The sequence below is a fragment of the Pinibacter soli genome (genome assembly GCF_029961145.1).
Classification (GTDB): Bacteria; Bacteroidota; Bacteroidia; order Chitinophagales; family Chitinophagaceae; genus Pinibacter; species Pinibacter soli.
The window spans coordinates 827,333-841,857 of the sequence record NZ_JASBRG010000007.1 but is presented as its reverse complement, the minus strand read 5'-3'; the positions used below and the strand labels follow the sequence as shown (position 1 = coordinate 841,857).

Genomic DNA, 14,525 nt, shown 5'->3' with positions numbered 1-14,525 from the left:
GGCATGAAAAAGATAAACAAAACGTTCGCAATCATACTCACTGCAGTGCTGTTTACCTCATGCAGCAAATGGCTTGATGTACAGCCCAATTCACAAATCAAAGATTCGGAACTGTTTAAAGACGAATCTGGATTTAAAGAAGCGCTGGCCGGTGTATATACCATCCTTACAGGTGAACCTCTGTATGGCAAAGAGCTCACATACGGAATGATGGGCGTACTGTCTCATGAATGGGTTACTTATCCTACGGCCTATGATGATGATGGTAATTACAATTACACAGGCACTTTATCGCAGAACAGAATTGAAGGGGTATGGAGCAATATGTACAAAGCTTTAAGCAATACCAATAATATTTTGGGGAACATTGACGGGAAAAAAGTTTTCAAAGGAGATAACTACAATATTATAAAGGGCGAGGCATTGGCACTAAGAGGCTTTATTCATTTTGATCTGCTGAGATGTTTTGGTACCAGCTATACCATCAATGCATCGCAACCTGCCATTCCATATGTAACACAGTACACAGCCCAGCAAACATCGCAATATAAAGTAAACGAAGTGGTCAATAGAATTCTGGAAGACTTGTTGGCTGCAAAAGAACTACTAAAAGTTGATCCCGTTTTTACTGGAAAAAAAGTAACTGAATTTGATGACAATGGATACCTTATCAACAGGCAGTTGCATTTGAACTATTATGCTGTACAGGGCTTGCTGGCAAGAATATACTTGTACATGGGTGATTATGCAAAAGCACGTGAATGCGCCCAGGCCGTTATTAATTCAGGTAAATTTTCATTTTCCACGCAGGCAAACTATATCAACGGAACCGACCTTAGCGGCGCTCCCGAGCATTTGTTTGCTTTGCAGATAACTAACCTGAACCAATATGCGATAAATTATCTTTCCGAAGAAGGCACTACTGTTTTTTCCCTAAACTCTGCAACGCTGCTTTCTTACTACGAAAATAATACGGACGACTACCGCTATTTGTATTTGTTCGAAAATGGTACAAGCATCAATACGGATAAAAGATATGTACTCAAATATTCCGAATCGGCCTCTACCGACGCATACTATCAAAACAAAATGCCGGTGCTGAAACTCGCTGAGATCTACTATATACTTGCCGAGTGCGATTATCACGACGGTACTGATGTATTAAAAGATTTCAACCCGGTTAGAAAAGCGAGAGGTGTTGCTCAGATGACCACCGCGCCTGCCGACTTCAGATCCGTTATGACAAATGAATACAGAAAGGAATTCATTGGAGAGGGTCAATTGTTTTATTACTACAAGCGTTGGAACATGGCTGCTATCCGCGGATCGGATAAGGACCTCGTTGGCCTGAAGGCATATATTTTCCCGCTACCTGCTTCAGAGTATGAAGCAGCAAACAGAGTAACTAACCGATAATACTACAAACCATGCATCAGTCTAAATTTTTAATATTCATAATCAGCTGCTTTCTCTTTTCCTGCACGAAAGAGCATAAATTTCCCTTTCCTGAGGAGAGAAACGCGATCAATATCTGGCTCGGATCCGGCAGTGTTGTTGAAGATAGCGTTACACACAATTTCGCATACACCGTTACCGGCAGAGATTCTGTTATGTTTAATTTCAGACTTTCCGGTTACCCGTTGAACCACGATACGAAATTTGAATTGCAAGCCGTATCAGGCGATACCAGCCGTGTGTATTATACTTTTGGTATCTACACCATTAAGGCTGGACAGTACGAAGGAAGATTTCCCATCTACATTGACAAACCCGCAGGCTACACTGAGTTTAAAAATAGCACAGGGAAAATTGTCTTTAAGTTAAAGGAGTCCCCAACCTTTTTGGAAGGTGCAGAAGAGTTAAGTGATCTTACTGTTATTTTTAAAAATGCCGTATCGAAGCCTGATAACTGGGATGCGGCGACATCTCCTTATTTCGCCATGAGCAAATACTTTGGCACGTATAGCAATGTGAAGTATGCCTTTATCATTCAAACCACCGGCATGGCCAACTTTAAAATTTATTATACAGTTGCCAAGGACCCAGTGCTTGCTGACAATACAATTACAGCAACACAGGCATCTTACTTCCAGAATTTATGCAAAGCTGCTCTGCAGGCATATAAAGACAAGTACGGCCCTTTAATGGATGAAAATAATAGCGAAGTCGTTTTCCCCTAATTATTTACAACAAGTATGAAAAAAATAATAAGCATCATAAGCTGTGTAATCCTGATATTGGGCATTCACAGTTGCTATAAGGATAAAGGGAATTATGATTATAAAACCCTTGACAATATTGTTATTGATACAAGCGTGAACAACATACGGGCAGACTATGCGGTTTACCGGTACGATACGTTGACGATTGAACCCAAGATCTATCTCAACGGTAAGTTGGTTACTTCCGAGAAAGAGGTAGAGGGTAAGCTGGATTTTACCTGGGTTATTTTTCAAGGCTATGTGGGCACGCCTGTTTATTCCCGCGATACGTTATCACACCAGATAAAGCTGAAAGTTCCCATCACTAAACCTGCCGGTAAATGGATCGTTCATCTGGCGGTAAAAGACCTGAGCACACAGGTGGAAACATACCAGCGTTTTAACTTGCAGGTATCTGAAATACTTTCAGACGGCTGGATGGTACTATATGAAAAAGAAGGAAAAACAGATGTAGGCATCATAGTAGATGAAAGAGTGAAAACAGGTGTTACAAAGCCACGTTTGTTCCTGGATGTGATTAAGAATACAAACGGTGCAGCGCTTGATGGGAAACCAGTTTCGCTTCTTCATTCAATTGCGCCGCTATCATCCGGAGATGTACTGATAGCTTCAGAAAATGATATGATAGGAGTGGATAAATCTTCTTTTGCTATCACCTATCCGTTCAATAAATTGTTCTGGACTGCACCTGCAACTAAATCCATTCAGTTTCTAACGGGAAACAACACACGAAAAGAATTGGTGGTGAACGATAATAAAGTGCATGTGACCAATTTCATTTCATCAGGATCTTACAGAATAAATTATTTCGGCGCAGCTTTAGGAGGCGACTATGGTCAAATTGATAGTTGGACACCTTACTACTACGGATCTGCTTTTGACGCGGTTGTGTATGATAAAACTAATAAACGTTTTGCCTATGTAGCAGCAAACGGAGTAACGGTTACAAGATTCCCCACACAGGTTAATACTACTCAGTTTAATGTGGACAACGTGGGCCTGGACATGAAAGCAAACGACTGGGGTCTTACCAACTATGAGTATAGCATTATGGGCGACGGTACCAATTCCTATTTTATGGTGGCCAATTTTATGGGCACTACAAACAACGTGGGTCTGCGTAAAATTGATATGTCCACTAGTCCCAATGTAAAGAGTGCCAACACGATGGCGACCGCTTTTGCAGGGCAGTATGCTTTGTATGGAGCCTCTTCGGGCGTGTATTTGTTTAAATATAATTCGGGACTTCCGGCAGATCTGGCATGGTCTGCACCTGCTGGCGAAACGGTAACCTGCGTTAGATTACAGAAGTTTTATTACCCAGCCGTTCAGCTTGCTCTACTACCCAATGCGAACAAAATAGTATATATCGCTACATGGAACGAAACCACTAAGACAGGTAAAGTATACTGCTATTTTATTGATCCTTCCAATGGTACCATTGATAAAACCAGTGAAAGAATAACAGAAGGATACGGTAAGATCAAGAACATGAGTTACAAATGGAATTTATAATAATAAAAAACAAAAAACAGACAATGAATCGTTTTAGATTAATGGGCTTAATGATGCTTGCTATGCCATTTGCAGCGCACTCCCAAACCGAACCCAGACCACTGAAGGATGTAAATATATCCGGCAAGTTTGTGAATGTAGAAGACAAGTTCAATAAGATTCTTATGTTTTGGACAGAAGATGGTACTAAACATGTTGACAGTGCAGATGTTGTAAACGGTGCTTATCAGTTTCATTTGCAAGTCACGGCTCCGCTAATGGTTGCCATGATTGGTGCTGAAAGTGTTCCCGGAAGGCGTACTACAGTCGGCATTATGATGAACGGACCGAATAGTAACAAACTAGACGTATATGTAGAGCCGGGAAATCTTAAGATCACCAGCAAAGACAGGTATGTAAACTTCACAGTTAGCGGTTCAAAAAGTCATACAGAATATGAAAAGCTAAATAAAAAAGCGATGGCACTGCAAGTGCAAACGCCGGTGCTTAACAAAGTGATGTTCGACAAAAATGCAACTGCAGAGGAAAAGCAGGCAGCAAAAGAAGGTATTATAAAAGAGCAGGCAATGATTCGTGAAGAAGTGTATGGTAAATACATAAAAGAGAATCCCCAGTCTCCAATTTACTTCTACGCCTTTTCCCGTGCCGCAGGTGGTTCAAAAGAAGATCTTAGAAAAGCATTGGATCTGTACAAAACCTTGCCGGAGAACCTACGCAACTCGCCTGAAGGTCTTGCCTTTGCAAAAAGAACAGAAGGTCAGTTAACTATTATGGTAGGAAGCATTGCGCCAGATATCACGCTCAACACTCCTGATGGAATACCGGTGGCGCTTTCATCTTTCCGTGGTAAATATGTATTGCTCGATTTTTGGGCAAGCTGGTGCGGACCTTGCCGTAAAGAGAACCCGAATGTAGTTCAAGCTTACGGTAAGTTTAAAGACAAAAACTTTACTGTGTATAGCGTTTCCCTGGATAAAGGAAATGATAAAGACAAATGGATAAAAGCTATTGAAACGGATCACCTGGGCGCATGGACCAACGTGTCTGACCTGAAATACTGGGGTAGTGAAGCCGCTTTGAAATATGGCATCACAGGCATTCCGCAGAATTTCTTAATTGATCCTAAAGGTAAAATCATAGCGACTAATTTAAGAGGAGAAGCATTAGAGAAGAAACTGGAAGAAGTATTGTAAGTCACTTATATAATCATCAATCAAAAGGTCAAACGGTCACAGAACTGTTTGACCTTTTTTTAGATGTCGCCATAGAAGTTCCAGAAAAAAACGCCAAAGGAATATTCATCGCTCAAGTCATGAGTTTTCAATAGTTTTACCCCAGTTTTAACGTGCTTCTATGTGACCCGATAATCCTTTGGTTAACGACCAGTTCTGCTACCAGGGCAACTAATCAGGTAAACATCATAGAGTTATGGCACTTTTGTAAAATTGGGCTTACTATTATGATTGTTCGAATCTCTGCACATAAGAAAAGCTGTATATGGCTTGCCTTCTTCATTGTTTTTGCTACTCGTATGAGCGCACAGATACCTGTGCCACTTGACCATAATATTGAAAAGCATATTTTTTCTTACGATGAAATTCAAATATTTGAAGACGCGAAAGGGCAATATACCATAACAGATGTAGGTGATAGCTCTTTCAATAATAAGTTTGCAACAAGCCGGTCCTTTATTCCTAAAACCTTTCATTATAAAAGTACCTACTGGTTTAGGGTTCGAGTTCGAAATGTCTCAAAATCAAACAAAAATTGGGTTTTTGAATTTTACGATCAAACTATCGATAACATCAGGTTTTATTCGCCCAATGATAGCGGCAGGTTTGATGAGTATGAATGTGGCGCAATGTATCCGTTTAACCAGCGCCAGATAAGTCATAAGAACTTTACTATACAACTTTCTGACGATTTTTCCGGAGACAAGGTTTTTTACTTCGCCATCCGTTCACAGCAGCCGCCAACGGTAATGGTGGTAATAAAACCTGTTGAGGAATTTATAAAATATGGATTGCGTGAGTACATTCTACTGGGCTTCTTTTATGGAATGATGCTCATTTTTTGCTTGTATAATTTCATGATGTTTGCGGCTACAAGGCAGCGTCAATACATATACTATATCGTGTACAATTTTAGTATAGGCATTTTCGAAATGAGTTCCAATGGCATTGCGTATCAATATTTATGGCCCTCATTTCCGCGGTGGAACGATATCGCATTTGGTGTCGCCCTTTATACGGCCACCATTGGTGCGTTGTTATTTACAGCAAGTTTCCTGCGACTAAAAACGAAAGCTCCGCGCCTTTATAAACTGGTTGCATATGCCATCGTTTTGCGAACGGTTTTTTTCGCAATCTGCCTGTTTATCAATAACCATTGGTTCGTATATAAATTTGTTGATGGTATTGCCATTTTATTTGGTCTCTATTGTGGCATAGTTGTCTTAAGAAAGAAATATTATCCTGCCCGTTTTTTTGTTGCAGGATATTCATTTTTGTTATTGGGCTTTTCGATAAGGGTGTTGAAAGTGCTGGCTTTAGTCAATCTGCCATTTGGGCCATTTAATTACTATAGTCTGAGCTTTTGCTTCATACTGGAAATGATGTTTGTTTCCTTTGCCATTGGCGAAAGCGTAAGTTACATGAAGAAGGAAAAAGACAGAGCGCAACAGCGGGTGATTGAAGAAATGAAACGCTTGGACGCATTAAAAGAAGAGCTGAACAAAGAACTAGAAGTTAAAGTAGTACAACGCACAAAAGAAGTGACCGAACAGGCGTCCATCATCAAGCAACAAAATGATGAATTGCAAAATGTGAACGAGCTGCTTAGCCATCAGGCCATAGAAATAAAAAGAATGAATGCATTGCTGAAAGAAGATAATGAGACTTTGCATACTGATATTGAGAAAATTGCACAGGCCCGCGTGTTATCCTCTGAAGTGAATTTTGAAGAGTTCAGCAAAGTGTATCCTGACAACGAAAGCTGCTATAAGTTTCTCGCCAATCTTAAATGGAACGATAGTTATCAATGCAAGAAATGTGGCAACGAACACTATGGCGAGGGTAAAACATCTTTTAGCCGTCGTTGCTCAAAATGTGGTTATGAAGAATCTGCTACGGCATACACCATATTTCACAATACCCGCATACCTGTTAATAAAGGATTTTATATGCTGTTCCTCATTTACACCTCTAAAGGAAAAATTTCTTCGCACCAGTTATCTGAAATATTGGAAATACGGCAAAGTACCTGTTGGTCATATAGCAGTAAGATTAAAAAGCTAATGGAAGAGAGAAAAAAAGAACTAAAGAACGCAGGGGAAAGAGGTTGGAGCAAATTGGTTTTTGAAGATACCGTTGGCGGCTAAGAGTATTAATTTAATATCGTTTCCTTAGCACTAAGACTATTTCTCGTTTATTTTCTATTAATGTTGTTCCGCTATGTGGAACGTTTGCCCGTAGGGAATTGATATCAATAGAAAATGTAACAGAAACAAGACCATTGTCCGTAGGACATTGGGTGTTAATTAAAGAGGGTTTCTAAAATACATTTTTGATCTTTAAAGAAATTTTTTACGCGTATCAGAGAGGCATGCAACAATAAAAATCCCCAAACAATAAAGAACATATTATCAATTCTATAACGAAAACTGTTTGCTGCGACTAAAGCGTATCAAAAATGGCAGACTGTTGATTTTTAATTGTTTATAAAATTTTGTTTTGAGTTTTGGAATGTGTTGTTTTAATACATTTACAGTCTCAAAGCAGTCATATGAGGCATTTCTTAACCACAAAGAACTGGCGGCTTCTTCTCGCCATACTATTATTTTTCAGCTCTAATGTTTTTTCTCAGAACGAGATCATCGGCAACGTAAATGCCAGGAAAACTTTTAGCCTAAACGGCAAATGGCAATACATTGTCGATCCTTATGAAACCGGTTTTTATGATTACCGCTTTAAAGAGAGAAATATAAACGACCGGGAAGCCTATTGGAGCACAGACATTCCCACTAATAAACTTGATAGAAAAGAACATCAGTATAATGACAAATATTTACTGAATGTACCCGGTGACTGGAATTCGCAGGACCCAAAATTCCTTTACTACGAGGGCTCCGTGTGGTACAAGAAGTCATTTGACTATACAAAATCAAATGCCGGTAACAAATTATACCTCTATTTCGGCGCGGTAAATTATAAAGCCGACGTGTACTTAAACGGTATAAAACTAGGCACACACAAAGGCGGTTTTACACCATTCAATTTTGAGATTCCTGATAATGCGTTGAAATCAACCAATAACTATTTAGTAGTAAAAGTTGACGACAAACGTTACGCCGATGAAATACCAACGCTCAATACCGACTGGTGGAACTATGGTGGCATAACCCGTGATGTAAAGCTGGTGGAACTCCCTTCTGCTGCTGCGATAAGGAATTATGCCATTCAGCTAAAGCCGGTAGTGAATACAACAGAAGTGGAAGGTTGGGTAAAATTGGATAATGCTAAAGCAGGAGAAAAAATTTCTGTAGAAATACCCGAACTCAAAGTAAAGAAAGAGTTTACCGCAGACGCAGGATCTGCAAAAATCAATTTCAAACTGCCAACTACATTTCAGCGCTGGAGTCCCGAAAATCCAAAATTATATAATGTTGTAGTAACAACTGCTGCGGATAAAGTAACAGATAAAATTGGTTTTAGAACCATTACTGTAGATGGGAAAAAACTGCTACTCAATGGAAAAACAGTATTCCTGAAAGGGATAAGCATACATGCAGAAGTTCCGCAGGAAATACGCCGCGCTTATAGCAGCAAAGATGCAGCCATGTTACTCGGATGGGCAAAAGAACTTGGATGTAATATGGTGCGGCTCGCACATTATCCGCATGATGAAGCCATGACGAGAATGGCAGATTCTTTAGGATTGCTTGTATGGTCTGAGATCCCTGTTTACTGGACGATCGATTTTACGAGCGATGCTGTGTTGGAAAAAGCGAAAGTACAGTTGAATGAAATGATATCCCGCGATCAAAACAGGGCAAGCGTTATTATTTGGTCAGTGGGAAATGAAACACCTGTAAGTGAGGCCCGTACACGTTTTATGAGCACCTTACTTAAAACTGCAAGAGGTTTGGATCCTTCACGACTTGTCTCTGCCGCACTTGAGGTGGATTATCAATCTGAAAAAAATCTGCGGGTTATAGATGACCCACTTGGTGAATATGTAGATGTAGTGGCTTTCAACGAATACCTCGGCTGGTATGGCGGCACTCCGGAAGCTTGTCGCACTGCAAACTGGGCCACGAAATATAACAAGCCCCTGTTCATAAGCGAAACCGGTGCTGAAGCGCTGGGAGGCTATCACGCAGATGCAGGCACATTATGGAGCGAAGAGTTCCAGGAATGGTATTACCAGGAACAAGTGGCCATGCTAAAAAGAATGCCCGACAATTTCACAGGAATTTCTCCATGGATATTGGCTGACTTCCGTTCGCCCCGTCGCAACAATGCCACTTACCAGGAGGGCTGGAACAACAAAGGATTGATAGACCAGCATGGCAGAAAGAAAAAAGCCTTTTATGTTATGAAAGCATATTATGACAGCATAAAAAATTAGAAAAACCAACGTTAGAATTAATCCGTACCCAAGATGAAAAAGATTTGTACCCTATTCTTTTATATAGCCATTTTCACTTCTCTGGCACAGGCTCAGTCTAAATTTGTTACTGTACAAGGAAAAGAAATTATAGGAAAAGATGGCAAGCCATTTTTGATAAAAGGAACCAATTTAGGTAACTGGCTGGTGCCGGAAGGCTATATGTTTAAATTTAAAAACACCAATTCCCCAGCTATGATCCATGCGGCTATCGCACAGGTGATTGGACCGGAAGAAGCGGTGGCGTTTTGGAAAAAATTTCTTCAAAACTATGTAACACAGAAGGATATTCATTTTCTGAAATCTATTGGAGTGAATTCCATTCGCGTTCCCTTTAATTACCGCTTATTTACCAAAGAAGATTATCTGGGTGTAAATGATGATACCCGTGGATTTGAATTGCTGGATAAGGTTATTAAATGGTGCAAAGCCGAAGATCTGTATGTTATTCTTGACATGCATTGCGCACCCGGCGGCCAAACAGGTGACAATATTGACGACAGCTTTGGCTATCCTTTCCTTTTTCAAAGTGAGAAATACAAGAAGCAGACGATTGATATCTGGAAAAAGATTGCTGCGAGATACAGTAAGGAAACAACAGTAATGGGTTATGATCTGCTAAACGAACCAGTGGCACATTACTTTAACGCAGATTCTTTGAGCCAATACGTCGAGCCATTTTATAAAGACCTTGTAAAAGAGATCCGTAAGGTTGATAAAAATCACATTATGTTCTTAGGCGGTGCCCAGTGGAATACCAATTTCAAGATATTCGGACAGCCTTTTGATTCAAAACTTGTTTATACTTTTCATAAATACGGTGATCAGCCTGACTTTGGCTCTGTAAAACGGTTTATAGAATTTAGGGATCAATTCAGTGTACCTATTTATGCTGGTGAGACAGGAGAGAATAACGATGAATGGGTGATGAAATTTAGAAAAGTACTGGAAGAAAACAACATTGGCTGGCACTTTTGGCCATATAAAAAGATGGACAGCCCCAAAAATATAGCTTCAGTAAACAAGCCTGCCCTGTACGATTCACTGATAACTTATGCTGAAACACCAAGAAACAGCTACAAGGATATTCGCAATGCGGCGCCTAACCGCAAAGCGATCAAACAGGCGCTGAACGACTACCTGGAAAACTGCAAGTTTGAAAATTGTGTAATAAACGAAGGGTATGTAAAGGCATTGGGATTTGAAGTGCCAAAAAAATAGCTTTTTTATCTTAAGGTTTCAATGTAAAGCCGTCGGTTCATTACCGGCGGCTTTTTTATGTATATAGGAATCAAGGTCGTTTAGTTAAGGAAAGCGCAGGTTAATGCCCTGCGCCCGCCCGCGCCGGATCGGATGGGGGGCAATAATGTTCAGGTTACGGCGATTTCTATTGATATTTTTTCCTGCGGGAAAAGTTCTATTGCCCATAGGGCATTAATATCAATAGGAAATATTGCGGAGAGGAGCTTTTTGTCCCCGTCCGATCCGGCGCGGGCGGGCGTAGGACATTAATATGGCAAACAGCGATATCGCCTAACTAAACGACATTGATATAAGAATCTACGGTAGTGTACAAAAGTTTCTGCCTTGCTGCTTAATAAGACAATGCTTTAAATGTCTTTTAGTGAGGTGGATCATGCCTTTTTTTAAACGAAAAAGGTAAGATTGCAGCAAGTTTCTGCTATAAATAACTCCACAGTTCAACTTACCCACCAAAGTTCCGATTCCAGACCAGGTTTTTTTAGAAAAAATAAAGTTTTTCTGGCGTATCAAAGTTTTTCACCCGTCGGAAAAAGTCGGACCAAAAGCATTGACAATCAAAAAATAAATCCGAATTGCAAATGCGATTAAAGCGTATTGAACTATTTGCAAGTGCATAATAATCAATATTTTATGATATAAATCCTTTTTATTTGAAAACTGTTTCCGATATCTTTGCTTTAACATTTTTTTTAACAAAAGCTTGTATATGAAAAGCCGTACCAAACGCTTCCTCTATCTACTGCTGTTTATTACCTGCGTATTTTCTGTGAGCAGAACGTCCTTCGCGCAGGAAAGCAGGACCATCACGGGCACAATAAAAGGTCAGAACGATAATGCCCCCATTACCGGAGTTTCAGTATATGTAAAAGGAAAAATTACCGTAGGCACCACCACAGATGCCTTAGGTCATTTTGCACTTAAGGTACCTTCCGGAACAGAAACGCTTGTAGTTTCCAGTGTAGGTATGAAGGACAAAGAAGTGTCTGTAAAAGGCACCAACAATGTGGATGTGACGCTGTCACCAGCTGCGCAGGCGATGAATGAAGTGGTAGTCGTTGGTTACGGCACACAAAAAAGAAGTCTTGTAACCGGGGCCATTACGTCCATAAAAGGAGCGGATCTGGTGCAACCGGGCGCCATGCGTGCTGATGACGCATTGCAGGGCAAGGCGGCCGGAGTTACTGTAACTGCTAATAGTGGCCAGCCCGGAACCGGAATGTCCATTCGCATCCGTGGAGTAGGAACAAATGGCACCGCACAGCCACTTTACATTGTAGACGGTGTTATTGTAGGAGACATTGAATATTTAAGTCCTACCGACATCGAATCATTGGAAGTAATGAAAGATGCCGCATCAAGCGCCATTTATGGAGCAAGAGGAGGAAATGGCGTTATCATTATCACTACCAAAAAGGGTTTGCCCGGTAAAAGCACCGTGCAGTATAACAGCTATTACGGATGGCAGAATATAGCACGCAAAATTCCAGTGCTGGACGCCCATGAATATACTGTTATTCAAAATGAAGCTGCCGCTAACGGTGGACAATCCAAACTGCCTTTTAGTGCTGAAGACCTGGACTATTATAGCAAATACAAAGGAACAGACTGGCAGGAAGCCGTATTGTATCGCAATGCGCCGGTAATGCAACACCAGATTTCATTACGGGGTGGCGACAAACAATCTTCCTACAGCATGTCTGGCGCCTATTTTTCTCAAAACGGTATATTGGCGAAAGGCAAATCACAGTTTGAGCGTTACACATTCAACATTACAGCTGATCGCAAATTTCTTAATGATGCATTGACAACTGGTGCGAATGTGACCATTTCCCGCGTGCAGAAACAGTCAGTAACGCAAAACAGCCTTACTGCCGGCCCGCTGGTTGGTGCATTGAATATGGATCCGCTGACACCGGTTTATGATACCACACTTACTCTCTCTCATGGTAAGGAATACGGTGGATTTGCCGCTTCAAATTATGTATCGCAGGAAGTAGTAAACCCTGTTGCCCGCATTTATTTTAACAATAGTCCTTCCTGGTATACCAAAATGATGGGTACCGGTTTTGCAGAACTGAAATTTCTTAGAGATTTCAGAATTAAAACGGCCGGAACTGCAAACTTTACATGGGACGGTTCTAAAAGCTATACTCCTATTTATAAACTGAACTCAACAACCGGAACTACGCATACAGGAGCCGGACAATCTATGAGCGAAGTGCGCACACTGACATGGGATAATACTTTGACATACATCAAAAAACTTGGTAACCATGATATCACTGCGCTAGTAGGTACAAGCTCTCAGCACTACACTCCATTAGCAATGAGCGGCAGTCGTAACGACCTCATCATTGATGATCCTAACTATGCATGGTTGAGCATGGCATCTTCGGCAGCTCCATCTGTTAGTGGTGGTCCGTTAGTGAACGGCAATTACGAAGCATCATGGTTCTCTTATTTTGGAAGAGTAAACTATTCATACGATAACCGCTTCATGTTTACTGCAATATTTCGTCGCGATGGTTCATCCCGTTTTGGACCGAACAACAAGTATGGTACATTCCCCTCAGTATCTGCCGGATGGAACTTAAGCAATGAAAAATTCATGAAGGATATTGCGTGGATCAACAACCTGAAACTAAGAGCAGGGTGGGGAAGAAATGGTAACGATAATATTGGCGACTTCCAGTATTTATCAACCATCTCTACTTATGCAATGGGTTATGCGTATGGAAGCCAGTCTGCATCGCAATCCATTGCAACGGGAGCAGATCCTTTAAAAACACCTAATCCGGCTTTGAAATGGGAAACGGTTGAGCAATCCAATATTGGTGTTGACCTTGTGTTCCTGAATGATTTCACTGCGACAATTGATATTTATTCCAAAACAACAAAGGATCTCCTGATGATCGCTAAGGATCTTTTGATGTATGGAGATGGACCAAGATCTTTCCCAACAAAAAATGTAGGCAATGTTAACAACAAAGGAATAGAGCTGTCATTGTCGTACAAAAAGAAAATAGGGCAGGTGCTTTTAGATGTTAATGCCAATGCGGCGTATAATAAAAATACCGTTACAAAAGTTGATAATGGCTCTGGCTTTGTAGGTGGCGTTACCATGCAGGGTTTTGGTTCCTCGCCAATTACAAGAATGGAAGTTGGCCACCCGATGGCTTATTTCTGGGGATTGAAAACAATGGGCATTTTTCAGAACCAGGACGAGATCAATAACTATGTGTACAGTGATATTAAAACAGGTGTAAAAAATCTTGTTCAACCTAAAGCACAACCCGGCGATTTTAAATTTCAGGATACAAACGGAGATGGTGTAATTAATGAGAATGATAAAGTTGATCTGGGTAATCCTAATCCTGATTGGACCGGAGGTTTTAATCTGAACCTGGGTTATCACGGTTTCGATCTTACCATTAATAACAGCTTCGCAACAGGCAACCAAGTCTTCAGTGTACTTCGCCGAGTGGATCTTCCAATGAGCAATTATGCAAATTGGGTGCTGGGTCGCTGGCATGGAGAAGGTACTTCGAATAGCATTCCACGTGTTACACAAAATGACCAGAACCAATCGTGGTCAAGTGTTTCTGACTTCTATGTAAAAGATGGTTCTTACTGGCGCGTGCGCAATGTGTCACTTGGTTACACATTCAATCGCCCATTCAAATACTTCCAAAGCATAAAAGTATATGGTGCAGCACAGAACCTTTTCACATTTACCAAATACTACGGATGGGATCCTGAAATTGGCGGCAGCCCTATGAGCACAGGAGTGGACTATGGTGTATATCCACATCCACGCACCATTACCGTAGGTTGTAATATTAATCTGTAACGATCGCA

General features: G+C 40.8%; 8 protein-coding genes. All 8 read left to right on the top strand.

Going from position 1 to position 14,525, the window contains the following annotated elements; all coding sequences use genetic code 11:
• The first annotated feature begins 3 nt into the window (after positions 1-3).
• Positions 4-1,416, top strand: coding sequence for a RagB/SusD family nutrient uptake outer membrane protein (locus tag QJ048_RS14265; RefSeq protein ID WP_282335051.1), 1,413 nt, complete (start codon positions 4-6; stop codon positions 1,414-1,416).
• Between the two features lie 11 nt (positions 1,417-1,427).
• Positions 1,428-2,180 carry a DUF4843 domain-containing protein gene (locus tag QJ048_RS14260; protein ID WP_282335050.1) on the top strand — a complete coding sequence of 251 codons (753 nt, stop codon included), beginning with the start codon at positions 1,428-1,430 and terminating at the stop codon, positions 2,178-2,180.
• A gap of 15 nt (positions 2,181-2,195) precedes the next feature.
• On the top strand, positions 2,196-3,737 hold the full coding sequence (locus QJ048_RS14255; protein ID WP_282335049.1) for a PKD-like family lipoprotein: 1,542 nt from the start codon (positions 2,196-2,198) through the stop codon (positions 3,735-3,737).
• Positions 3,738-3,760: 23 nt separating this feature from the next.
• Positions 3,761-4,930 carry a TlpA disulfide reductase family protein gene (locus QJ048_RS14250; RefSeq protein WP_282335048.1) on the top strand — a complete coding sequence of 390 codons (1,170 nt, stop codon included), beginning with the start codon at positions 3,761-3,763 and terminating at the stop codon, positions 4,928-4,930.
• 266 nt (positions 4,931-5,196) lie between these two features.
• The gene (locus QJ048_RS14245) at positions 5,197-7,116 is read left to right on the top strand and encodes a 7TM diverse intracellular signaling domain-containing protein (RefSeq protein WP_282335047.1); all 1,920 of its coding nucleotides are present in this window, start codon (positions 5,197-5,199) and stop codon (positions 7,114-7,116) included.
• 404 nt (positions 7,117-7,520) lie between these two features.
• A complete protein-coding gene (locus tag QJ048_RS14240; RefSeq protein WP_282335046.1) occupies positions 7,521-9,365 on the top strand; it encodes a glycoside hydrolase family 2 protein in 1,845 nt (614 codons plus the stop codon).
• A 33-nt stretch (positions 9,366-9,398) separates the two neighbouring features.
• Entirely contained in the window at positions 9,399-10,625 is a 1,227-nt protein-coding gene (locus tag QJ048_RS14235) for a glycoside hydrolase family 5 protein (RefSeq protein ID WP_282335045.1), read from the top strand.
• 748 nt (positions 10,626-11,373) lie between these two features.
• Positions 11,374-14,517 (top strand): SusC/RagA family TonB-linked outer membrane protein, encoded by a 3,144-nt coding sequence (locus tag QJ048_RS14230; RefSeq protein ID WP_282335044.1) that lies wholly within the window; start codon positions 11,374-11,376, stop codon positions 14,515-14,517.
• The last annotated feature ends 8 nt before the right edge of the window (positions 14,518-14,525 follow it).

Excerpts from the sequence above, each read along its gene's own strand:
- QJ048_RS14240 (WP_282335046.1), top strand. The coding sequence starts at position 7,521 with ATGAGGCATTTCTTAACCACAAAGAACTGGCGGCTTCTTCTCGCCATA.
- QJ048_RS14245 (WP_282335047.1), top strand. The coding sequence starts at position 5,197 with ATGATTGTTCGAATCTCTGCACATAAGAAAAGCTGTATATGGCTTGCC.
- QJ048_RS14260 (WP_282335050.1), top strand. The coding sequence starts at position 1,428 with ATGCATCAGTCTAAATTTTTAATATTCATAATCAGCTGCTTTCTCTTT.
- QJ048_RS14235 (WP_282335045.1), top strand. The coding sequence starts at position 9,399 with ATGAAAAAGATTTGTACCCTATTCTTTTATATAGCCATTTTCACTTCT.
- QJ048_RS14250 (WP_282335048.1), top strand. The coding sequence starts at position 3,761 with ATGAATCGTTTTAGATTAATGGGCTTAATGATGCTTGCTATGCCATTT.
- QJ048_RS14230 (WP_282335044.1), top strand. The coding sequence starts at position 11,374 with ATGAAAAGCCGTACCAAACGCTTCCTCTATCTACTGCTGTTTATTACC.
- QJ048_RS14255 (WP_282335049.1), top strand. The coding sequence starts at position 2,196 with ATGAAAAAAATAATAAGCATCATAAGCTGTGTAATCCTGATATTGGGC.
- QJ048_RS14265 (WP_282335051.1), top strand. The coding sequence starts at position 4 with ATGAAAAAGATAAACAAAACGTTCGCAATCATACTCACTGCAGTGCTG.